General features: G+C 57.6%; 26 protein-coding genes. 20 read left to right on the plus strand and 6 right to left on the minus strand.

What is annotated here, in order from left to right; genetic code table 11:
• Positions 1-60: 60 nt before the first annotated feature.
• The 14 genes from pilM (at position 61) to GTU79_RS02300 (ending at position 11,572) form a co-directional block, all read left to right on the plus strand.
• On the plus strand, positions 61-912 hold the full coding sequence (gene pilM, locus GTU79_RS02235) for a pilus assembly protein PilM (RefSeq protein ID WP_203522979.1): 852 nt from the start codon (positions 61-63) through the stop codon (positions 910-912).
• Entirely contained in the window at positions 912-1,301 is a 390-nt protein-coding gene (locus GTU79_RS02240) for a hypothetical protein (protein ID WP_214513673.1), read from the plus strand. The genes pilM and GTU79_RS02240 overlap by 1 nt, the downstream gene beginning before the upstream one ends.
• Positions 1,267-1,464, plus strand: a complete 198-nt coding sequence (locus GTU79_RS02245; RefSeq protein ID WP_253073618.1) for a hypothetical protein — start codon at positions 1,267-1,269, stop codon at positions 1,462-1,464. Before GTU79_RS02240 ends, GTU79_RS02245 begins: the two co-directional genes overlap by 35 nt.
• Positions 1,451-2,008, plus strand: a complete 558-nt coding sequence (locus tag GTU79_RS02250) for a hypothetical protein (protein ID WP_203522977.1) — start codon at positions 1,451-1,453, stop codon at positions 2,006-2,008. Before GTU79_RS02245 ends, GTU79_RS02250 begins: the two co-directional genes overlap by 14 nt.
• Positions 1,998-2,309: a hypothetical protein gene (locus GTU79_RS02255; RefSeq protein WP_203522976.1), complete on the plus strand. Its 312-nt coding sequence runs from the start codon at positions 1,998-2,000 to the stop codon at positions 2,307-2,309. Before GTU79_RS02250 ends, GTU79_RS02255 begins: the two co-directional genes overlap by 11 nt.
• Positions 2,306-3,577 carry a DNA uptake porin HofQ gene (gene hofQ, locus GTU79_RS02260; protein ID WP_203522975.1) on the plus strand — a complete coding sequence of 424 codons (1,272 nt, stop codon included), beginning with the start codon at positions 2,306-2,308 and terminating at the stop codon, positions 3,575-3,577. The genes GTU79_RS02255 and hofQ overlap by 4 nt, the downstream gene beginning before the upstream one ends.
• 335 nt (positions 3,578-3,912) lie before the next feature.
• Positions 3,913-4,434: a shikimate kinase AroK gene (gene aroK, locus GTU79_RS02265; protein ID WP_214513675.1), complete on the plus strand. Its 522-nt coding sequence runs from the start codon at positions 3,913-3,915 to the stop codon at positions 4,432-4,434.
• Between the two features lie 42 nt (positions 4,435-4,476).
• Positions 4,477-5,562, plus strand: a complete 1,086-nt coding sequence (gene aroB / locus GTU79_RS02270; protein ID WP_203522974.1) for a 3-dehydroquinate synthase — start codon at positions 4,477-4,479, stop codon at positions 5,560-5,562.
• A 118-nt stretch (positions 5,563-5,680) separates the two neighbouring features.
• A complete protein-coding gene (locus GTU79_RS02275) occupies positions 5,681-6,892 on the plus strand; it encodes an SPOR domain-containing protein (protein WP_203522973.1) in 1,212 nt (403 codons plus the stop codon).
• A gap of 82 nt (positions 6,893-6,974) precedes the next feature.
• Positions 6,975-7,826, plus strand: a complete 852-nt coding sequence (gene dam / locus GTU79_RS02280) for an adenine-specific DNA-methyltransferase (RefSeq protein ID WP_214513676.1) — start codon at positions 6,975-6,977, stop codon at positions 7,824-7,826.
• Positions 7,827-7,838: 12 nt separating this feature from the next.
• Positions 7,839-8,516 carry a ribulose-phosphate 3-epimerase gene (gene rpe / locus GTU79_RS02285; protein WP_132923709.1) on the plus strand — a complete coding sequence of 226 codons (678 nt, stop codon included), beginning with the start codon at positions 7,839-7,841 and terminating at the stop codon, positions 8,514-8,516.
• Positions 8,509-9,216 (plus strand): phosphoglycolate phosphatase, encoded by a 708-nt coding sequence (locus tag GTU79_RS02290; RefSeq protein WP_132923708.1) that lies wholly within the window; start codon positions 8,509-8,511, stop codon positions 9,214-9,216. Before rpe ends, GTU79_RS02290 begins: the two co-directional genes overlap by 8 nt.
• The gene (gene trpS / locus GTU79_RS02295) at positions 9,209-10,213 is read left to right on the plus strand and encodes a tryptophan--tRNA ligase (protein WP_132923707.1); all 1,005 of its coding nucleotides are present in this window, start codon (positions 9,209-9,211) and stop codon (positions 10,211-10,213) included. Before GTU79_RS02290 ends, trpS begins: the two co-directional genes overlap by 8 nt.
• 78 nt (positions 10,214-10,291) lie before the next feature.
• On the plus strand, positions 10,292-11,572 hold the full coding sequence (locus GTU79_RS02300) for a cytosine deaminase (protein ID WP_203523176.1): 1,281 nt from the start codon (positions 10,292-10,294) through the stop codon (positions 11,570-11,572).
• Here GTU79_RS02300 and GTU79_RS02305 read toward each other — a convergent pair.
• On the minus strand, positions 11,562-12,986 hold the full coding sequence (locus tag GTU79_RS02305; RefSeq protein WP_132923706.1) for an aminotransferase-like domain-containing protein: 1,425 nt from the start codon (positions 12,984-12,986) through the stop codon (positions 11,562-11,564). The genes GTU79_RS02300 and GTU79_RS02305 overlap by 11 nt on opposite strands.
• A 173-nt stretch (positions 12,987-13,159) precedes the next feature.
• On the opposite strand from GTU79_RS02305, the gene GTU79_RS30040 reads away from it, so the two are divergent.
• On the plus strand, positions 13,160-13,375 hold the full coding sequence (locus GTU79_RS30040) for a DUF1127 domain-containing protein (protein ID WP_243701472.1): 216 nt from the start codon (positions 13,160-13,162) through the stop codon (positions 13,373-13,375).
• 62 nt (positions 13,376-13,437) lie between these two features.
• Here GTU79_RS30040 and tsgA read toward each other — a convergent pair whose 3' ends face one another.
• A complete protein-coding gene (gene tsgA / locus GTU79_RS02315; RefSeq protein WP_214513677.1) occupies positions 13,438-14,625 on the minus strand; it encodes an MFS transporter TsgA in 1,188 nt (395 codons plus the stop codon).
• A 273-nt stretch (positions 14,626-14,898) separates the two neighbouring features.
• On the opposite strand from tsgA, the gene ppiA reads away from it, so the two are divergent.
• From ppiA to GTU79_RS02330, 3 genes are all read left to right on the plus strand, one after another.
• Positions 14,899-15,471: a peptidylprolyl isomerase A gene (gene ppiA / locus GTU79_RS02320; RefSeq protein ID WP_203522971.1), complete on the plus strand. Its 573-nt coding sequence runs from the start codon at positions 14,899-14,901 to the stop codon at positions 15,469-15,471.
• 341 nt (positions 15,472-15,812) lie between these two features.
• Positions 15,813-15,980 (plus strand): YhfG family protein, encoded by a 168-nt coding sequence (locus tag GTU79_RS02325; RefSeq protein WP_132923703.1) that lies wholly within the window; start codon positions 15,813-15,815, stop codon positions 15,978-15,980.
• A complete protein-coding gene (locus GTU79_RS02330; RefSeq protein ID WP_203522970.1) occupies positions 15,970-16,572 on the plus strand; it encodes a putative adenosine monophosphate-protein transferase Fic in 603 nt (200 codons plus the stop codon). The genes GTU79_RS02325 and GTU79_RS02330 overlap by 11 nt, the downstream gene beginning before the upstream one ends.
• Positions 16,573-16,596: 24 nt before the next feature.
• On the opposite strand, the gene GTU79_RS02335 is transcribed toward GTU79_RS02330, so the two are convergent.
• Positions 16,597-16,986, minus strand: a complete 390-nt coding sequence (locus GTU79_RS02335) for a DUF427 domain-containing protein (protein ID WP_203522969.1) — start codon at positions 16,984-16,986, stop codon at positions 16,597-16,599.
• 137 nt (positions 16,987-17,123) lie between these two features.
• Positions 17,124-17,459, minus strand: coding sequence for a winged helix-turn-helix transcriptional regulator (locus GTU79_RS02340; RefSeq protein WP_203522968.1), 336 nt, complete (start codon positions 17,457-17,459; stop codon positions 17,124-17,126).
• A 96-nt stretch (positions 17,460-17,555) separates the two neighbouring features.
• On the opposite strand from GTU79_RS02340, the gene GTU79_RS02345 reads away from it, so the two are divergent.
• Together GTU79_RS02345 and GTU79_RS02350 are read left to right on the plus strand one after the other, a co-directional pair.
• Positions 17,556-17,885 carry a nuclear transport factor 2 family protein gene (locus tag GTU79_RS02345; protein ID WP_203522967.1) on the plus strand — a complete coding sequence of 110 codons (330 nt, stop codon included), beginning with the start codon at positions 17,556-17,558 and terminating at the stop codon, positions 17,883-17,885.
• Positions 17,882-18,664 carry an SDR family oxidoreductase gene (locus tag GTU79_RS02350; RefSeq protein ID WP_203522966.1) on the plus strand — a complete coding sequence of 261 codons (783 nt, stop codon included), beginning with the start codon at positions 17,882-17,884 and terminating at the stop codon, positions 18,662-18,664. The genes GTU79_RS02345 and GTU79_RS02350 overlap by 4 nt, the downstream gene beginning before the upstream one ends.
• 10 nt (positions 18,665-18,674) lie before the next feature.
• Here GTU79_RS02350 and GTU79_RS02355 read toward each other — a convergent pair whose 3' ends face one another.
• A complete protein-coding gene (locus GTU79_RS02355; RefSeq protein ID WP_132923697.1) occupies positions 18,675-19,415 on the minus strand; it encodes a 3-oxoacyl-ACP reductase family protein in 741 nt (246 codons plus the stop codon).
• 80 nt (positions 19,416-19,495) lie between these two features.
• Entirely contained in the window at positions 19,496-20,074 is a 579-nt protein-coding gene (locus GTU79_RS02360) for a TetR/AcrR family transcriptional regulator (protein ID WP_203522965.1), read from the minus strand.
• Between the last annotated feature and the right edge of the window lie 57 nt (positions 20,075-20,131).

Consider the following 20,131-nt stretch of genomic DNA (forward strand, 5'->3'; position numbering starts at 1 on the left):
AAGGTAAGCCTGCACGTTGGATACGTACTTTTCATTACGGATGATAGGGAGCGGCAAAACATGGCATTCCGTCTTTGGCAGGTCGGATTGGAGATTGGAAACGGCGCGGTACGGGCCCTGGCGGTGCAACGCCGGCGAGGGGGTTGGCAGCTTAGACATTGGTGGCAGCGCGCTTTGCCGGCGGCGTCGTTAAATGAGAAGGAGGAAACCCCTTGCGACGGCGTCGGTCGGCTGCTGGCCGAGTGGCGCAAACAGTTGCCCGGTAGCATTTCGTTACGAGTTTGTTTGCCGGCTCATCTGTTTTCGCAGCGGCGGATCAAAGCGCCGGACCGGAGGCTGCGTGAACCGGAACGGGAATGGTATGTCGGCTCCCATGCCAAACGCCATTTCCCGGAGGACGGCGGCCCGCTGCTGTTTGATTACCAGGACGATCCCCTGGTGCCGCATACCCTGCTGGTCACCGCCGCCCGGCAAACTGCCGTAGCGCAATGGCAATCTTGCCTGTCCGCCGCCGGTCTTGATCCGCAGATCATGGATTTCATGCCGTGTGCCCTGCGTTGTATGGCCCGCCATGCCGAACTGGAGCGGAACGCCATGCTGATTCACGGGCTGGACGACGGCTGGTGCTGGATATCCCCTTTGTCCCGTCCTCTTGAATTCGGCTTCGTCCGCCGGGAGGACGCCTTAGACTTCGAGGCCTTGCGCCGGATAATCGGCCCGCCGCCGTCCGGCGAGAGGGGCGCGGTTTGCCCGGGCGCGTATTTTAGCAGCATCGCAGGCGCGGACGCGCCGAAGAATGCTCTTGCCTGGCCGCCTTTCGACACCTTCTGGCAGATATTTCCTCCCGTTCCGCCCCGGCCGCAGGCCTTTCTTATCGCCGGAGGCCTGGCGCTGCGCCCGGAGGATGCCTGATGTACCAGGTGAATCTGCTGCCGTGGCGGCAGCAACGCCGCCGCCGCAGGGCAAGGGCGGCGGGGGCCGTGCTGGCGGCTGAACTGCTGCTGGCTCTCTGTATCACCGGCGGGTTGGCCCTGCGCTGGCGGGAAGAGCAGCCGGTGCTGTCGGCGCGCCAGGCGCTGCTGCTGCGGCAGCAAGAACAGGCCCGGCGGCAGCGGCATGAGCACCAACAGCGGATGGACCAATGCGCACGGCTGCAGGATACCCTGGACCGTTGCCGGCGGAACCGGCTCGTTAACCAGCAATATCAGCGTTTTTCAACATTTGCCGGCGCTGTTGCCGCCGGGATTGTGGTTGACCTCGCTGCGCTTGCGGGAGGGGCGGTTGCTGGCCGAGGGCTGTAGCCGGAGTTATGCCGCCATCGCCGAAACTGATAGCCGCTTAAGGCATCATCCCCCGCTGGAAACGGCGCATTGGCGTGAAATTGCCCGTTTGGAGAACGGCCTGCTGCGATTTCAGCTGCAAGCCTCCTGGCCGGGGGAGGCGATAAAAGATGCGCCCCGCTGAACACTGGCCGTGGCGCGGGGGGGACCTGTCCTGGCGGGGTTTGACGTCGGCGCTGGCCGCGTCGGCGGCGATTATCGCCCTCGGCGCGTTGCTGCTGCTCCGTCCCGGTCACAGCGCTCTGGAAGATACGCGCCGGGATATCCGGCAGCTTGAACACGCGCTGCTGCAGCACCGGCGCGCCATGGCCGAATGGCCGGCGCAGACGCGGCTTGAAACGCGCATTTCATCAATCCAGCGCGATTTGGCCGCTTGCGAAACGGCGCGCCGGAAACCGGCTGTCTTTATCAGATCCATCGATCCCGGCGTTGGCGGGAAATTAACCTGGCGGGCCGCCCCGCTATCCCCCGCCGGGCACGACTGTCGCCGCCGCTGGACCGTGGCGGCGACCACGGATTATCCGGGGCTGCGCCTGATGTTAAAACGTTTGGCCGAGCTGTCGGGCGGTTTATCTCTGGCCTCTTTTGCGGTGGCGGCACGCGGGGGCGTCCTGGATATTGAGTTTGAGCTGGCGGAACCGGCGCCGGGGACGGACCATGGAAAATAGCCGTCGGCGGGGGGCGCTATTCATCTGGTTAAGCATCCTGCCATTGCCGCCAGGCGCCGCGCCGGTTTCGGCGGAGCGGGCAAGCGCTGAACGCAATCCCTTTGCCCCGGAACCGGACATCCGGGCAGGACGGACCGACGGCGCGCCGGTAAAAGGATGGGTGGGGGATAACGAATGCTGGCATCTTTGGACTACCGATAAGCAAGGCCGCTGGCATAAGCGCGAGGCGGAGGGGCCGGCCATTCCCCCTTTCGCCGCTGATTTTAACAAGCATGATTTTAACAAGGATGAAATACCGTGAAAGGACGCCGGTCAATTGCAGGATTGCTGTTTTTATTGTTGCCTATCGGGCTTTGCGCCGCGGAATCGCCCGCTGAATCTTCCGCCGGAAAAGGCAAGCCGGTGACGCTGGTGTTCGACGACGCCCCCATTCAGCAGGTATTGCGGGCCCTGGCTGAGCATCAGCGGCTCAACCTGGTGGTAGCGCCGGGTATCAAGGGCAATATCAGCCTCAATCTGCATGGCGTGCCCTGGCAGCAGGCGGTGGACCTGATCGTCGGTTCCGGCCGCCTTCACCTGGAGCGTCGGGGAAATGTGTTGCTGGTTTATCCCGCGGAGCAGCTTGCCGCCCGCCAGGAGCAGCAGGCCGAAGCGCAGCGCCGGCGGGAAAGTGAACAGCCGTTATCCAACCGGCTGGTGACGCTGCAGCACGCGGATGCCGCCGAAGTGGCGAAAAATATCGGGACATTGCGCAAAAGCCTTATGTCGCCTCGCGGTACCCTGGTGCTGGATAAACGTACCAATTCATTGGTGTTGCGGGATACCGACGAGGCGCTGGCCAACGTGACCGACTGGATAAAGATCTGGGATTTGCCGCTGGAGCAGGTCATGATTACCGCCCATATCGTGACCATCAGCCGCGATAATTTACGCAATATCGGCGTCGACTGGCAACATTCCGCCGATATGGGGCGGCGAACGGCGAACATGGGGGTGAGTCTGCCCCTGGGGGAGCATTATGCCAGCATGGGGTTCCGTCTGGCGCGCCTGAGCGGTCGTTTGCTGGAACTGGAACTGACCGCCCTGGAACAGGAAAACAAGGTGGATATCCTGGCCAGCCCGCGGCTGTATACCGCCCATCAGCGCACCGCCAGCATCAAGCAAGGCACGGAACTGCCCTATCAGATGAAAAAGAGCAAAAGCAAAGGCTCGTCCATTCAGTTCAAAGAGGCGGTGCTGAAAATGGAAGTGACGCCGAAAATACTGCGCAACGGCAAGGTCACTCTCGATTTGCGCCTCAGTCAAAACGTACCCGGACAAATGCTCAAGCAAGGTGGCAATGAGGGTGTTTCCATCGACATGGAGGAAATTAAAACCCAAGTGACCATTGCCGATGGGGAAACCATTGTTTTGGGCGGCATTTTCCAGCGCCAAAAACACGAAACCAAGGATAAAATTCCGCTGCTGGCGGACATCCCCTGGCTGGGACATCTGTTTAAACGCCAACAGGGACACTATAAACAGCGTGAACTGGTTATTTTTATAACGCCCACGCGAATATCAGGGTAAACTTGATTATCTCAATTTGGGCAAAATCGGGGCCTTAGCAACAAATTATGCGTTTTTTTCGCGATCAATTTGACGCTGTGACAGATTTCGCTTACAAGGGTAACCCATTGAGCATCGCTGTTTTTGCGTCACCTGTAATTTCGATAGCGATATCGGAATTCTTCCTTGCGGTGTGAGCATCGATTTAATCGGTTGCCAAACTACCCCGAGTGTTGAGATAATTTTTCGTCTGATTCTCGCACTATCGCTCATGAGTTTTCATTTTAGGTCCCGCCGCTAATTTGATTGGCGGGGCGGGTTGTCATTAACGAATAAAATTAGTAATAACGAAAAAAATGGCAGAGAAAAGCAATATCTTTTTGGTTGGGCCTATGGGTGCCGGCAAAAGCACTATTGGGCGTCAGTTGGCCCAACAACTTAATATGGAGTTTTTCGATTCTGATCAAGAGATTGAGCGACGCACCGGGGCTGATGTAGGCTGGGTATTCGACGTGGAAGGCGAAGATGGCTTTCGCGATCGTGAAGAAAAAGTCATTAACGAACTTACTGAAAAACAAGGGATCGTATTGGCTACAGGCGGTGGATCAGTAAAATCGCGTGAGACACGTAACCGCCTTTCTGCCCGTGGTGTGGTCGTTTATCTTGAAACCACTATTGAAAAACAGCTGGCGAGAACCCAGCGCGATAAGAAACGCCCCTTGCTGCAGGTTGAAGCCCCGCCGCGCGAAGTACTGGAAGCGCTGGCCAGGGAACGCAATCCTTTGTATGAAGAAATTGCGGATGTCACCATTCGTACCGACGAGCAAAGTGCTAAGGTTGTTGCCAACCAAATCATCAATATGTTGGAAAGCAACTGATCTAGTGTGTAACGAGATGCCGAAAAGGTCATTAAGCACCCCATGGAGAGGATTACTGTAACATTAGGGGAGCGTAGCTACCCGATTACGATAGCAGCCGGGTTATTCAGTGACCCGGCTTCTTTCCTACCGCTGAAAAGCGGCGCTCAAGTCATGGTGGTGACCAACGAAACGTTGGCGCCGCTTTATCTTAATCCTGTCCGGGCGATTCTCGAACACGCCGGAATCATCGTCGATCAGGTGATATTGCCCGATGGCGAACAGTACAAAACGTTAGCCGTCCTGGAGCGGATATTCACCGCCTTGCTGGAAAAGCCGCACGGTCGCGACACCACGCTCATTGCCTTGGGCGGCGGCGTTATCGGCGATATGGCCGGCTTTGCCGCCGCCAGCTATCAGCGCGGCGTCCGGTTTATCCAGGTACCCACCACGCTGCTTGCTCAGGTTGACTCGTCAGTGGGAGGGAAGACCGCGGTTAATCACCCCCTCGGCAAAAACATGATAGGCGCCTTTTATCAGCCGGCCTCGGTGATCATCGATTTGGATTGCCTGAAGTCCCTGCCGCCGCGGGAATTATCCTCGGGCCTGGCGGAAGTGATCAAATACGGCATCATTTTGGACTATGCTTTTTTTGTCTGGCTTGAAGAGCATATGGACAGCCTGCTTGCTCTCGATCCCGATGCGCTGTCTTATTGCATCCGCCGCTGCTGCGAACTGAAAGCGGAGGTGGTCGCCGCCGACGAACGTGAAACCGGCCTGCGGGCTTTACTCAATCTGGGCCACACCTACGGCCACGCCATTGAAACCCATATGGGCTACGGTAATTGGCTGCATGGCGAAGCGGTGGCGGCGGGCATGGTGATGGCGGCGCATGCCGCCCGGCGGCTGGGGCAATTCTCCGCCGACGACCTGCTGCGGGTTACCGGATTGCTGGCGCGCGCCGGATTGCCGGTGTCCGGGCCGGAAGGCATGGCGCCGGAAGAGTACCTGCCGCATATGATGCGTGACAAAAAAGTTGTTTCCGGCAAACTGCGGTTGATATTGCCCCAGGGCCTTGGCAAGGCTGAAGTGCGTGCCGGCGTGCCCGATGATATCGTATTGGCGTCAATCGCCGATTGCCGCACCTGAATCAGCCTTCTTGCCCCGGTCCCCTATGGGGGAGGGAAGATTAAGCTGGTTTAATCGCTTTAACCCTCCGCCGGGCCTTTGCGCCCGGTGGAATAATCTCTCAGTTGGAGAGTTGTAAATGGATGAGTTCAAGTCGGAAGACGAACTGAGACCTGACAGCAGTGATCGCCGTCCCCCACGTCAACGGAAAGGCCCCTCGGTTCCTAAAGTCGCGATGTCCAGACAGCATATGATGATTGGCATCGGTATCCTGGTATTGCTGCTGGTGGTTATCGGCGTCGGCTCGGCGTTGAAATCGCCGACCCAGCCGGATGCCGGCCAGCAAAACCCGACGACGGGTGAAAAGAATATCGATCTGTCCGGTTCCGCCGGTTCCTCCTCCGCGCCGGTCAATGGAACCGCGCCGGCGGCCAATTCCGCCAATCCGGATGCCAATAGTCCCGGCAGCGCCAACGGCGGGCTCTCCGCGCCATCCCAGGCCAACGGCGTTAACGGTACTGCTTCACAGCCCCAGGCCAACGGCGTTAACGGCGCTTCTTCGCAGCCGCAAACCCTGAACGCGCCCCCCATTGCCTCAACGCCGACCCAGGCACCGCCGGTTGTCGGCGCCGCGCCGCAGCACCGCATCGATTTGCCCGGCAATATGGCGGACGCGCTGTCGCAGCAAGGCAATCAGGTTAACGGCATGACCGAACAGATGAATAACGAGGGTTCCGCCTCGACCCTGCCCACCGCACCGGCCACGGTGGCGCCGGCGGGCAAGGAGCCGGCTCATAAATCCGGCGCGGTCAATACCTCCGTACCACCGGTCCACAAGGCGGCCAGGCCCCATGCCACGGTAGGCGCCAATGGACATGCAGTGGCCCCGGCTCCCATGGCCGCCGTCGGCCAGCAGCATAACCCCGCAACCGTCAGGAATACGCCTGCTGCGCCCGCCGGCAGGAATACCCGCGCAGCGGTTGCCGGCAGGAATACAGCCGCCGCCGCGCCCGTATCCGCGCCCGTATCCGCCGGCGCCCTGGCTCCGGCTACGCCCGCCCATGCGTCATCCGGTGCCATCCAGACCGCTCCCGCCGGTTTCTACACCCTGCAGCTTAGCAGCGCTTCGCAGGCGGCGACTCTGAACGCCTATGCCCACAAGCAGCAGTTGGGCCAGTACTGGGTCTATGAGACCCGCCGCGAAGGAAAACCCTGGTATGTATTGGTAAGCGGCGTTTATCCGACTTCGTCGCAGGCCAAGAGCGCGGTTGCGCAATTACCGGCTGATGTACAGGCTAATAAACCCTGGGCCAGGCAAATAGGCCAGGTCAAACAGGATCAGAACAAATAGTTCTTGAATTTAGCACTGATGTGCTGTCATAAACAGAGTACAATCCGCGGCTCTGAAGAGTGTATGAGTATCAATCGACGGCATGAAGAAGAACCGCGCGTTTTTAAAATGGGCTGGCGGTAAATATCCGCTAATAGAAGATATCCGCCGCCATTTACCGGCGGGCGATTGCCTTATAGAGCCTTTTGTCGGCGCAGGTTCGGTGTTTCTGAACACCGATTATGAGAAATATATTCTTGCTGATATCAATAGCGATCTCATCAACCTGTACAACATTGTAAAAGAGCGCACCGATGAATTCATCGGTGATGCTCGCCAACTATTTTATGCCGAGGCCAATACCCCGCAAATCTATTATTCGATGCGCAGCGAGTTTAACCTCTGTACTGATGCTTATCGGCGCGCGGTGCTATTTCTTTATCTTAATCGGCATTGTTACAACGGCCTGTGCCGTTATAATCTGAGCGGCGAGTTCAACGTTCCGTTCGGGCGGTACAAGAAGCCCTATTTTCCGGCAATCGAATTAAACTGGTTTGCCGAAAAGGCGCAAAGTGCGGTTTTCGTCTGCGAGCATTACCAGAAAACGCTGATGAAAGCCGAGTGGGGCTCGGTGGTGTATTGTGATCCTCCGTACGTGCCGCTATCGACGACGGCCAACTTTACGGCTTACCATACCAACAGTTTCAACAATATCGAGCAGCAAAACCTGGCGCGGATAGCTCATCAACTCGCCAGCGAAGTCCGGGTGCCGGTGCTGATTTCCAACCACGATACGTTGTTGACCCGTGAGTGGTACTGCGACGCGGTACTCCACGTGGTGAAAGGGCGTCGTACCATCAGCCGGAATATCCTGGGTCGTACCAAAGTGAATGAACTGCTGGCGCTGTATCATTATGCGGACCAGCAAGGAACGCCTGCGTCCGACCCTAACTGATTGGAGAAGCGGATGAAAAAATTCTTGATCGCCCCATCCATCCTGTCGGCGGATTTTGCCCGCCTGGGTGAGGATACCGCCCGGGTATTGGCGGCTGGGGCCGACGTGGTGCATTTTGATGTGATGGACAATCATTATGTTCCCAATCTCACCATGGGCCCGATGGTTCTCAAAGCCCTGCGGGATTTCGGCATTACCGCCCCTATCGATGTGCATCTGATGGTCAAGCCGGTGGACAGGATCATTCCGGATTTCGCCGACGCGGGCGCCAGTTACATTACTTTCCATCCCGAAGGATCGGAGCATGTCCACCGCTCCCTGCAGTTGATAAAATCTCACGGCTGCAAAGCCGGCCTGGTATTCAACCCGGCGACGCCCCTGAGTTATCTCGACTATGTCATGGATCAGCTGGATGTCATTTTGCTGATGTCGGTGAATCCCGGTTTTGGCGGACAATCCTTTATTCCCGGCACGCTGGATAAGCTGCGCCAGGTCCGCCGGCTGATTGACGACAGCGGGCGGGATATCCGTCTCGAGGTGGACGGCGGCGTCAAAGTGGATAATATCGGCGCCATCGCCGCGGCCGGGGCGGATATGTTTGTCGCCGGATCGGCGATTTTCGGCCATTCGGATTATCAGGAAATCATTGAGGCCATGCGCCGCGAATTAAACGGGATCAAACATGGCTGATGTGACGCGGATACGCGCCTTGGCATTTGACCTGGACGGTACGCTGACGGATACCGCGCCGGGATTGAGCAGCGCGCTCGATGGGGCGTTGCAGGCCCAGGGGTTGCCCGCGGCGGGGCAGGCGCGGGTCTCCACCTGGATTGGCAATGGCGCCGACATCCTGGTGGAGCGGGCGCTGAAGTGGGCGGGCGCAGAACCGGAAATCACGCTGTGCCGCCAGACCCGCCTGCTGTTCGACCAATTTTACGCCCAGACGGTGGAGCAGGGCAGCCGGCTTTTCCCGCAGGTGAAGGCCACCCTGGCACGCCTGGCGGAGCAGGGATTCCCCATGGCGGTGGTGACCAATAAACCCACGCCCTTCGTCGCGCCTCTGCTGGCCTCGCTGGAGATTGACCGTTATTTCTCCCTGCTTATCGGCGCGGATGACGTGGCGGCGAAAAAACCCCATCCCGCGCCGCTCTATCTGGTGCTGGGCAAGCTGGGATTATATGTGAACGAACTGCTGTTCGTGGGGGATTCACGCAACGATATCATGGCGGCCAAAGCGGCGGGCTGTCCCTGTGTCGGCATGACCTACGGCTATAACTACGGCGAATCCATCGCTGACAGTCACCCGGACTATCTGCTGGATCATTTTGCCGATCTTCTGCCCGTCCTCGGGTTGCCAACTTTACATAATCAGGAAACATATAATGAGTAAGCCCATAGTATTCAGCGGCGCGCAGCCGTCGGGTGAATTGACCATAGGTAACTATATGGGTGCGCTGCGTCAGTGGGTTAACCTGCAAGACGATTACGATTGCATATATTGTATTGTTGACCTTCATGCCATTACCGTTCGCCAGGATCCCCTCAAGCTGAGAAAGGCCACGCTGGACGTGCTGGCCCTGTACCTGGCGTGCGGCATCGATCCCCAAAAAAGCACCATCTTCGTGCAGTCCCATGTGCCGGAGCATACCCAACTGGGCTGGCTGCTGAACTGCTATACCTACTTCGGCGAACTGAGCCGCATGACCCAGTTCAAGGACAAGTCGGCCCGTTATGCTGAAAACATCAACGCCGGCCTGTTCGCCTATCCGGTACTGATGGCGGCGGATATCCTGCTTTACCAGACCAACCAGGTGCCGGTGGGGGAAGATCAAAAGCAGCACCTTGAACTAAGCCGGGATATCGCCCAGCGCTTCAATACTATCTACGGCGATATTTTTACCGTTCCGGAACCCTTTATTCCCAAATCCGGCGCCCGGGTCATGTCGCTGCTGGAACCGACGAAAAAAATGTCCAAGTCCGACGAGAATCGCAACAACGTCATTACCCTGTTGGAAGATCCCAAGTCGGTGGTGAAAAAGCTCAAACGCGCCATGACCGACTCCGACGAGCCGCCGGTGGTGCGTTACGATATAGCCAATAAGCCCGGCGTGTCCAATTTGCTGGATATCCTGTCCGGCGTGACGGGCAAACCTATCGCCGAGCTGGAACAGGAGTTCGCCGGAAAAATGTACGGCCATCTCAAGGGCAGCGTGGCGGATGCCGTTTCCGGCATGTTGATTGAATTGCAGCGCCGTTATCACGACTTCCGGGCGGACGAAGAACTGCTTAACCGGATTATGCGCGACGGCGCGGCCAAAGCCCGTGCCCGTGCCCGTGAAACGCTGGACAAAGTCTACGAGGCCGTGGGTTTTGTGGCGCATCCATGATCTGAATGCTGCACCGGCGTCCCAGGCGCGCTAAGATTGGAAATATCAGATCCACACCACTCGAGGCGCGCCGTGCAAATGCTTCCTTTGCAAAGAATCACCAACGTTCGTCTGCCCCAGCGTGAAGGCCTCTGGCAGATTGATATCGAACAAGAGCGGTTTCGCCAGATAAGCGCCGGCGGAACCGCCGGGCAAGCCCCCGCCGGGACCCTGGATGCCATGGGCGGATTGGCGGTGCCGCCCTTTGTCGAACCCCATATCCATCTGGATACCGCCCAGACCGCGGGCTCCCCCCGCTGGAATCAATCCGGCACGCTGTTTGAAGGCATTGAGCGCTGGGCCGAGCGCAAAGCGCAGCTCACCCATGAGGATGTCAAACAGCGCGCCTGGCAAACGCTGAAATGGCAAATCGCCAACGGTATCCAATATGTCCGCAGCCATGTGGATGTGTCCGATCCCCATCTGACCGCGCTGAAAGCCATGCTGGAAGTAAAACGGGAGGTGGCCCCCTGGCTGGAGCTGCAGCTGGTGGCATTCCCGCAGGAGGGCATACTCTCTTATCCGCGGGGAGAAGAATTATTGGAAGAGGCGCTGCGTTTGGGCGCCGATGCGGTGGGCGCGATTCCGCATTTCGAATTCACCCGTGAATACGGCGTTGAGTCTTTGCATAAAGCCTTTGCCCTCGCGCTGCGCTATGACCGGCTGGTGGATGTGCACTGCGATGAAATCGACGATGAGCAGTCGCGCTTTGTGGAAACCGTGGCGGCGCTGGCCCTACGCCACCATATCGGCCCTCGGGTTACCGCCAGCCACACCACCGCCATGCACTCCTACAACGGCGCCTACACCGCGCGGCTGTTTCGGCTGCTAAAGCTCTCCGGCATTCATTTCGTGGCCAATCCGCTGGTGAATATCCATTTACAGGGGCGTTTTGATGATTATCCCAAGCGTCGCGGGGTCACCAGGGTCAAAGAGCTGATGGCGGCGGGCATCAATGTCTGCTTTGGCCATGACGACGTGTTCGACCCCTGGTATCCACTGGGTACCGGCAATATGCTGCAGGTCTTGCATATGGGGCTGCACGTTTGCCAGCTTATGGGATACGAACAAATCAATCAGGGACTGGATTTGATCACGGTGAACAGCGCACGAACCATGAACCTTGGCGATTATGGCATTGCCGTCGGACATGGCGCCAACCTGGTGATTCTGCCGGCGGAAAATGGCTTTGATGCCGTAAGACGCCAGGTTCCGCCCCGTTACGTTATCCGCCGCGGACGGATAATCGCCCAGACCGAGCCGGCACAATCCACCCTGTTTCTCGCAGATTCACCGGAAATCGTCGATTTCAAGCGTTAACTTCATCCAATTGCCGTTTCACGGCGTTGCCGATGGTTTTAACCGCCTGTTCGATGGCGGGGGTAAGGGCAAGCGCGTAGCTCAGGCGCATGCAGTGGCGGTACTTGCCGGATGCGGAAAAAATCGGCCCTACCGCAATTTGCACCCCCACCTGATCCAATTGGCGGTTCAGGCGCAGCGAATCGAAATGCTCCGGCATTTCAATCCACAGCAAAAAGCTCCCCTGCGGCCTGCTTACCCGGGTTTCAGGCGGGAAATAGGTCTTGATCCAACCGGTCATGATGTCGCAGTTATGTTGATAGTGGGCACGCATCCGGCGCAAATGCTTCTGATATCCCCCCTGACGCACGAACTCGGCCACCGCCAGCTGCGGTTGCAGCGCGGTAGCGCCGGTACTGATGTATTTCATGTGGGTTGCCTGCTCCATGTACCGGCCGGGGGCAATCCAGCCGATACGCAGGCCGGGCGCCAGGGTTTTGGAAAACGAACTGCATAACAATACCCGGCCGTCTTCATCCAGGGATTTGATGGTCACCGGCCGGGGATAGCGGTAGGCCAGATCGCCATAGACATCGTCTTCGATAATCGGCGTATCGTAGCCTTGCGCCAGCGTCAGCAACGCCTGTTTATGGCTGTCCGGCATGATATATCCCAGGGGATTATTGCAATTGGGCGTTACCTGAATGGCTTTGATCGGCCACTGTTCGAGAGCCAGCTCCAGCGCCTCCAGACTGATGCCGGTCACCGGGTCGGTGGGGATTTCCAACGCCTTGATGCCGAATGCTTTTAAAGTCTGGGTCACGCCATGGAAACTTGGCGAGTCCACCGCCACGATATCGCCGGGCTGGCATAGGGCATGAATGGCAATGGAGAGCGCCTCGTGGCAGCCGGAGGTGATCATGATATCCTCCCATGACAACAGGTTGCCGCTGTCCACCAGGAGGCGGGCGATTTGTTCCCGCAGGGCGGGAGCGCCGCAGATATCGCCATAGGCCATGCCGCGCAAATCCGGCTGCAGCGCGATGCGGCTCAGGGCCTTCATCAACGGCCTCAGGGTCGGCGAGCTGATATCCGGCATGCCGATCCCCAGATGCACCATGCCGTCCTCCGGATCCGCCCGCAGCAATTTGAGCACCAAATCCCATTGGGAGATCTCGACCGGTCGCTGCGCCGGTCTGCTCATGGCCGGCAGCGCCGCTAATTCATGCTGCTGGCTGACAAAGTAGCCCGATTTCGGCCGCGCCTCGATCAGCTGCCGCTCTTCCAGTACCCGGTACGCCTGCTGAACGGTACTGATGCTCACTTCATGTTCCTGGCTTAAGGTACGCACCGAAGGCAGCCGCTCGCCGCAGGTGTATAAGCCCTGTTCTATGCGCTCGCCGATAATGCCGGCCAATTGATCGTAGCGTGTCATGCTGGTTCCATACAGATACAAGTGTACTTGTGAAAATCAATACAGATTGGCCCGGATAATACCATGACAGAAGATAAAAATGCGTATTGTATGGTAAAAATAATGGCTTTCTGAATCTGTACGGTGAGCGCCGATCCCTTCATCATAGTGGCAACATTTAACAAGGAGCAACCATGATGAAAACCCTGACAAAAACCTTCCAGGCCGTTCCTTTTTCATTACCACATCGCGCCGTGAACCCAATCCCGCAGCCTGATACGCTTTTCCGTCGGTTCATGGCCTGGAACCACCGTCGCCGCAATCGCGCCATTCTGATGCAATTAAACGACGATCAGCTGAAGGATATCGGGCTTTCCCGTGAGGATGTCCTGCATTACGGTGAAAAATAAACGGTTGTTGCCGCCTCATCGACTCCGAGCATGTTTGTCAGCAATCTGCTATCGCGGGCATGCTACTTGGCTCCGTGGCCGTACAGGCGGTGTTTGCTGACAAATCCCAGCAACAGGCAAAGAATGAACACTGCCAGATAGAGGCTGTTGGCGGTGGTCAACGCGGCTTTTGCGCCATATGATGCCACGATGGGCCCGGTGACCACAAACGTCAGCATGGTACCGACGGTGCCGCAGGTGAGGATAAAATTCACCAGTTTGGGCGACGTCACCCGGGTTTGCTGCGAACCCAGCGTAATGAGGGTGGTATAGATGGCGCTGGAGATAAATCCCAGTCCCAGCAGATAATAATGCAGGTGCGCCGGCCGATCGGTGGCGATAAACAGATACATGATGACTGCGGACAGCGCGGCAAGCAGGGTGACCATCCGCTGTAAATCCGTGAAACGCAGTACCGCGCTGAAAACCCACATCCCCAGCATATAGGCAATCCAGAATTGACTTACCAAACTCCCCGTCTGCTGTTGGCTCATGCCGAAGTTCAAGGCGGCGTATTCGGGTACCCAGGCGATAAAACCCAATTGGCCGAGGATATAGCATAACGCGGCGGCGGAGAGCAGCAATACCCCCAGTCCCCATTTCTCCTTTGACGACGGCTGCCCCCGCAGGGAGGCGTCTTGAGCGGCCGGCGCCGGAAACTCGGACAGCAGGGTCAGGATAAATATCGCCACATAGACCAGGCCGATACAGGCATACACCCAATACCAGGTAATATGCCGCGCCAGCATGACGCCGGCCAGCATGGGAAACAGCGTGCCGGCCATGCTGAAAAAGGAGTCGGAGAACAGCAGGCGCGCCCCCCGCTGGCGGCCGTCATAAAGATAGGTGATCAGATAGGTGCCGATGGACATGGTAATCCCGCTCACCACGCCTAATATAAAGATGTAAAATGAGAACAGGGCAATATTCCGGCCGCTCATCAATCCAAGCACCGTCACCGCCATCAGCACGAAACCGGCAATCAACTGCCGTTTCATGGGTATGATGGATATCAGCCAGGCATTGAGAAAAATCGATAACAGAATGCCGGAATTCAAAAAGGTGAAGGTGGAACCCATGCCGGATATCGGCAGATTAAAATAGTCGGCGATGTTGCCTAATTCCACGCCGGTGACAATCACTAAGGCGCCGGTTAATCCATAAGAAAGAAAACTAATCCATGTTAGCCGCAAGCGATTGCTATTATTCATTATAAACCTGTGAAAATCATACGATGGATGGCTGGCGCCGGTGGCGCAAAAGAGATTGGTTTCAACCTATATGGCAGCATATCATACCATTACAGCGTTAATTTTGGAGCTAAAAGTCATTTCATCGGGGCGTATCAGCGTTTTTTACAAGAACGCCTTGACGAATTTTTATGCCCTGTTACGTAAAAATAGGTAAATGGGTAGCGTTAGGCTGACCCCCTCTTTAGAATCTAAGCGCTTCCTGTTGCCCATGTCTTTACAAAGGAACCTTTCATGCTGAAACAAAAACTGGCGACCGCCGCATTATTTTTTTCTCTCGCCGCTTTGTCCTCCTCTGCGCTGGCTGCGCAGAAAGAGACTCATGTACTGCTCACCACTTCTGCAGGGAAAATTGAGCTGGCTCTTGACAGCCAAAAAGCGCCGGTCTCGGTTGGGAATTTTCTCGAATATGTGAAGAGCGGGTTTTATGACAATACTATTTTCCATAGGGTCATCCCCGGCTTTATGCTGCAGGGGGGCGGCTTCAATAAAGATATGACGCAAAAGCCGACTCAGGCGCCGATCAAAAACGAAGCCGATAACGGTTTGCGCAATTTACGCGGCACCGTGGCCATGGCCCGTACCGCCGATAAAGACAGCGCCACCAGTCAATTCTTTATCAATATTGCCGATAACGCTTTTCTCGATCACGGGCAACGTGATTTCGGTTATGCGGTGTTTGGCAAAGTGATCAAAGGCATGGATGTCGCCGACAAAATTGCCCAGGCACCCACTAAAAATATCGGGCCTTATCAGAACGTTCCGACGAAACCTATCATTATCCTGTCCGCCAAGATTCTGCCCTAACGTCCTTCGTCACGCCAGGGGGGAACGGTCGCTACGGCCTTTTCCCCCTCATGCCCCTATCCCGTCCCCCTTCAGGCGAATCCGCCATTGCCGGTTATACCCGTCATACTTCAAGTTGCAGGTACGTTGGCAATACTCGGCCCCTCCATGGGCCTCGCCCCTTCGGGGCCGCTGCAAGCAGCGTTCAAATCTGCTCCTGGCAGATTTGTCCTCGCTCGCCCCAGTCACTTACTCGAGTAAGCTCCTGGGGATTCGCGGCGTCGTCGTCTTCCTGCAGCTCGAATTATTTAGGGTATATACTTTAGGTAATTAACCGGGCCGATCGTTAACAGGGCTTCCCCATGAAAAAAATGACCGACAAGCAAAAAGCGCGATTATATCAGCAACGCCGTAATGAAAATTATAGAGAAAGCCAAAGGCTTCAAGGTTTTTCCGCCGAGCTGATCACCTTGACGCCACAAGAGGCGTTACGGCGAATCGACGAGCTCAGGAGCCATTATGAACGATAAATTCGGCGATGACCGCGATCCCTATTTTTACCCCGGCATCAAGGTGCTGCGCAATAAACTGAATATCCATGAGGCCGCCGGGCTGCTGGAGGCCGAACTGGCCTTGACGTCCCTTCGGGCCGCAACCCTTGAGCTGGGTACCGCCAAATTGGGACTACCGTGGCTGTGCGCCATTCACCATACCTTATTTCAGGATGTATACGATTGGGCCGGACAACTGCGGACGGTGGATATCTATCAAGACGATACGCGCTATTGCCACTTTGATTATCTTGAAAAAGAGGGCAACGCCGTGATGCAGCAGCTGGAGGATGAAAATTACCTGCAAGGCCTGTCCAAGGAGGAAATATGCCCTCGTCTGGCTCAATATTATGCGGATATCAATATGCTGCACCCGTTTCGCGAAGGCAACGGCCGTGCGCAGCGGATATTTTTCGAGCAGTTGATGGTGCACGCCGGCTACGATCCCCGTTGGCGATCCGTTGAACGGGACGAATGGCTGGCCGCCAATCGGGCCGGCGCGGTTGGCGAGCTGGAACCGCTCACCGCCCTGTTCATGCGGGTGGTGAATGAGCCGGGAGAAACGGAGTAGCCGCGGCCGGCCCGCTGCATGACGCTACCCCTCAGAGGACGGCGACGCTTTGATGCTGTCGACCCGGTCCGGATAAAATGCGACATGGTTTTTGATTGCCGCCACCGCGTCGTAAGGGTTTTCATAAGACCAGACGGCGTTAACCGATCGCAGGCCGCCGGGAGTAATGCTGTAATAAGAGCAATCTCCTTTGTAAGGGCAATACGTGTGGTGTTCGGTGCGCGTCAACAGGGACATATCGATGTCTTCACGGGGGATATAATACACCGGCGGATAATCCGCCTCCCGCAGCGTCAGCGCCTGCCGCGTATCGGCGATGGTTTTGCCGGCAACGGCCACCACAATATGCGAAGGGTTGGCCTCAACGGTAATGGGATGATCGGGGCCGGGAATCTTAACGGGCTTGGTAGTCATGGGACTCTCCTCTGCAAGACTGCATGTTATTGACCCCCATGGGCCTGAAAAACGAGTATGGAGTCGTTATTTCAGGGAGTCAATTTCATTACCGCTGTACGTATTTTAATTCAGCCGTTCCCGCAGGACCGCCTTGCCTAGATAAGCGAATTACGGCTTTCAGCCCAGGTCAGCAGCGCATCCAGCGCCGGACACAACGCTTGGCCCCAAGGCGTCAAACGATAGTCTACCTTGGGCGGGACCTGCTTATAGTCGGTGCGTATCACAATCCCGTCGGCTTCCAGCTGACGCAATTGCTGGGCCAGCATCTTTTGCGAAATATCGGGGATCAGTTTTTCCAGGTCGGAGTAGCGTCGCACCTGCCCGCCGAACAAATGGAAAAGGATAACCAGTTTCCAGCGGCCTTCCAGCAGGCGAAGCACCGATTCTACGCCGCTGGCGGCGGTCAGGGCGGTATAGGTTTTGTTGGTCATGGGCGCCTTTTTTGAACTTACTTTTTCGTGCGTACTTCCTAAAAAGAGAGCTTAAGGGGAAAATCCGGTAAAGGCAACCACCCGAACGGAGCAATCATGACAATCCTCTTACCTGAACCCATTGCCGGCTATTTCGCCGCGGACAATCAATTTACCCCCCAAAGCCTGGAACGTTTTTTTATGCCGGACGCCATCGTACGTGATGAGGGCAAGAGCTATCGCGGCCTGACGGCCATCACCGAATGGCGGCGTGCGGCCAAAGGAAAATATCAGTACACCGTCGAGCCGCTGCATTTCACGCAGCAGGACCAGGTAATCAGCCTGGTGGCCCGGGTAGCCGGTAATTTTCCCGGCAGCCCGGTTGAATTGACCTACACCTTCGGCCTCAGCGACGGGAAAATCGCCAATCTGGAGATTCGCCTATGATGGCTGAGACTGAATTTTCCGGCCGCCGCGTGCTGGTCACCGGCGGCACCAAAGGCATCGGCAAGGCCGTGGCCGCCCGCCTGCTTGCCGCGGGAGCCAGGGTGCTGATAACCGCGAGAAACCGGCCCGACCCAGTGCCGGAAGGCCAATGGTTCGTGGCGGCGGATATCGCTACACCGGAAGGATGCGCCGCCATAGCGGACGCCGTAACGGCCACGCTGGGCGGTATCGATATTGCGGTCCATGTGGCGGGGGGATCGTCGTCCCCCGGCGGCGGTTTCGCCTCCCTTGGGGAGAAAGAGTGGGCGGCGGAACTCAATCTCAACCTGATGCCGGCGGTGCGCCTGGATCGCGCCTTGCTTCCCGCCATGCTGGCCCAAGGATCCGGCGTTATCATCCATGTCACCTCCATCCAGCGGCAACTGCCGCTGCCTGATTCCACCACCGCCTATGCCGCCGCCAAAGCTGCCCTCAGCACTTACAGTAAAAGCCTGTCGAAGGAGGTCGGCCCGCGGGGCGTTCGCGTGGTGCGGGTGTCGCCGGGCTGGGTGGAAACGGAGGCGGCCGCCGGCATGCTGCGGGGGATCGCCGGGCGGGAAGGCACGGATCTCGACGGCGCCCGCCGGATCCTGATGGATTCCCTGGGGGGTATCCCCCTGGGCCGCCCGGCCCGGCCCGACGAGGTAGCCGAACTGGTGGCCTTTCTCGCGTCCGGACGCGCTTCGGCGATTACCGGCACCGAATACGTCATCGACGGCGGCACCGTGCCGACGGCGTGATATTCCCCGTTTAAGCGGTATAGCCGCCGTCGATGGTGAGCAGCGAGCCGGTAATGAAGCCCGCTTGCGGACCGGCAAGATAGGCCACCAGACTGGCAACCTCCCAATCCTTGCCCATGCGCCCCAGCGCCATCATGGGGCGCAGCATGGCGCGTTGGCTCTCGATATCGTTAATATCGGTTTCGGTGGGACCGGGTTGTACCGCATTCACCGTGATGCCCCGCGGGCCGAGATCCCGCGCGAAGCCGCGCGTCATGGCGCTCACCGCACCCTTGGTCATGGAGTAAATGGAAGCGCCGGGAAAACCGGTGTAGTCGGCCACTACGCTTCCGGTGGTGATAATGCGGCCCCCCGTCGTCATATGCTTAATGGCGGCCTGTACGGCGACAAACACCGCCCGTACGTTGACGTCCACCATTCGGTCAAAATCCTCCAGGGCAAACTCATCCACCTTGCCGTGGATCAAAATACCGGCGTTGTTCACCAGTATATCCAAAACGCCGAACGCGCCGGCGGTTCGGGCTACTGCCCGCCGCACCGCCTCGGCATCCCCACTGTCCGCTTTGATTGCCAATACTTTGCCGCCAAGGGCCTCAACCTCGGCAACCAATGCCAGCGCCCGCTCCTCTGAAGCGGCAAAGGTGAACGCGACGGCGGCGCCGTCGGCGGCCAGCCGGCGGACTATTGCAGCGCCGATGCCGCGGGATCCCCCCGTGACCAGGGCGACTTTACCGAGCAAAATTTTCGTCATGGGGTGTTTCTCCGGTAGGTTCAAATAGTTTTTCTATTCTGGATTAATCAGTCCAAAACAGGGTAAAAAAAGGATGCCCGTTATTTCAGACTCCGCAGCGCGGTGCGCGTGATGGAGCGCAGCGCTTCCGGGTCGGCCCCTCCGCGCGCCATGACCTTCAGGGCGATAAACGTCGCATTGAGGAATAGAGCCGCTTCCTGCGGTTGCACATCGGCGGCGATCTCCCCCTGAACGATGGCTTGTTTTATCGCGGATTCGAAAATGTGCTGCAAGGCAGCGCCGCTGGCGTCGCCAATGGCGGTAACTTCGCGGTCGCGCCGGCCGAATTCGCACAGGGCGTTTACCCCAAGGCAACCGCTTTCAGAGGAGGCGTGAGCACGCAGGGCAAAGCTCAGCAGGGCCGCCTCAATGCCGGCCAGGGGCGAGCCGCCACCCCGCAGGGCCGCCGCGATAGTGCCTATGCTCTCGAAACAATAGCGTTGCAGCGCTTCCAGAAAAAGCCGGCGTTTGTCGCCGAACGTATCGTACATGCTTTGACGGCTGATGCGCATTGCCTGCAACAGCGCCTCGGTGGAGGTGCCTTCATAGCCGTGCTCGGCAAAAACGCGGATTGCGCACGCCAGCGCTGTTTCGCGGTTAAATTCTTTAGGTCTCGCCATACTCAGCAGAGTAATGATAATAGATTAATCTGTCAATAATCAGATTGTGATGTGGGT

This window comes from Sodalis ligni (assembly GCF_016865525.2).
Lineage (GTDB): Bacteria > Pseudomonadota > Gammaproteobacteria > Enterobacterales > Enterobacteriaceae > Acerihabitans > Acerihabitans ligni.

Bases quoted from the DNA above. Each gene is read 5' to 3' on its own strand.
- pilM (WP_203522979.1), top strand. From the start codon at position 61: ATGGCATTCCGTCTTTGGCAGGTCGGATTGGAGATTGGAAACGGCGCG.
- GTU79_RS02240 (WP_214513673.1), top strand. From the start codon at position 912: ATGTACCAGGTGAATCTGCTGCCGTGGCGGCAGCAACGCCGCCGCCGC.
- GTU79_RS02250 (WP_203522977.1), top strand. From the start codon at position 1,451: ATGCGCCCCGCTGAACACTGGCCGTGGCGCGGGGGGGACCTGTCCTGG.
- GTU79_RS02255 (WP_203522976.1), top strand. From the start codon at position 1,998: ATGGAAAATAGCCGTCGGCGGGGGGCGCTATTCATCTGGTTAAGCATC.
- aroK (WP_214513675.1), top strand. From the start codon at position 3,913: ATGGCAGAGAAAAGCAATATCTTTTTGGTTGGGCCTATGGGTGCCGGC.
- aroB (WP_203522974.1), top strand. From the start codon at position 4,477: ATGGAGAGGATTACTGTAACATTAGGGGAGCGTAGCTACCCGATTACG.
- GTU79_RS02275 (WP_203522973.1), top strand. From the start codon at position 5,681: ATGGATGAGTTCAAGTCGGAAGACGAACTGAGACCTGACAGCAGTGAT.
- dam (WP_214513676.1), top strand. From the start codon at position 6,975: ATGAAGAAGAACCGCGCGTTTTTAAAATGGGCTGGCGGTAAATATCCG.
- rpe (WP_132923709.1), top strand. From the start codon at position 7,839: ATGAAAAAATTCTTGATCGCCCCATCCATCCTGTCGGCGGATTTTGCC.
- GTU79_RS02290 (WP_132923708.1), top strand. From the start codon at position 8,509: ATGGCTGATGTGACGCGGATACGCGCCTTGGCATTTGACCTGGACGGT.
- trpS (WP_132923707.1), top strand. From the start codon at position 9,209: ATGAGTAAGCCCATAGTATTCAGCGGCGCGCAGCCGTCGGGTGAATTG.
- GTU79_RS02300 (WP_203523176.1), top strand. From the start codon at position 10,292: ATGCTTCCTTTGCAAAGAATCACCAACGTTCGTCTGCCCCAGCGTGAA.
- GTU79_RS02305 (WP_132923706.1), bottom strand. From the start codon at position 12,986: ATGACACGCTACGATCAATTGGCCGGCATTATCGGCGAGCGCATAGAA.
- GTU79_RS30040 (WP_243701472.1), top strand. From the start codon at position 13,160: ATGATGAAAACCCTGACAAAAACCTTCCAGGCCGTTCCTTTTTCATTA.
- tsgA (WP_214513677.1), bottom strand. From the start codon at position 14,625: ATGAATAATAGCAATCGCTTGCGGCTAACATGGATTAGTTTTCTTTCT.
- ppiA (WP_203522971.1), top strand. From the start codon at position 14,899: ATGCTGAAACAAAAACTGGCGACCGCCGCATTATTTTTTTCTCTCGCC.
- GTU79_RS02325 (WP_132923703.1), top strand. From the start codon at position 15,813: ATGAAAAAAATGACCGACAAGCAAAAAGCGCGATTATATCAGCAACGC.
- GTU79_RS02330 (WP_203522970.1), top strand. From the start codon at position 15,970: ATGAACGATAAATTCGGCGATGACCGCGATCCCTATTTTTACCCCGGC.
- GTU79_RS02335 (WP_203522969.1), bottom strand. From the start codon at position 16,986: ATGACTACCAAGCCCGTTAAGATTCCCGGCCCCGATCATCCCATTACC.
- GTU79_RS02340 (WP_203522968.1), bottom strand. From the start codon at position 17,459: ATGACCAACAAAACCTATACCGCCCTGACCGCCGCCAGCGGCGTAGAA.
- GTU79_RS02345 (WP_203522967.1), top strand. From the start codon at position 17,556: ATGACAATCCTCTTACCTGAACCCATTGCCGGCTATTTCGCCGCGGAC.
- GTU79_RS02350 (WP_203522966.1), top strand. From the start codon at position 17,882: ATGATGGCTGAGACTGAATTTTCCGGCCGCCGCGTGCTGGTCACCGGC.
- GTU79_RS02355 (WP_132923697.1), bottom strand. From the start codon at position 19,415: ATGACGAAAATTTTGCTCGGTAAAGTCGCCCTGGTCACGGGGGGATCC.
- GTU79_RS02360 (WP_203522965.1), bottom strand. From the start codon at position 20,074: ATGGCGAGACCTAAAGAATTTAACCGCGAAACAGCGCTGGCGTGCGCA.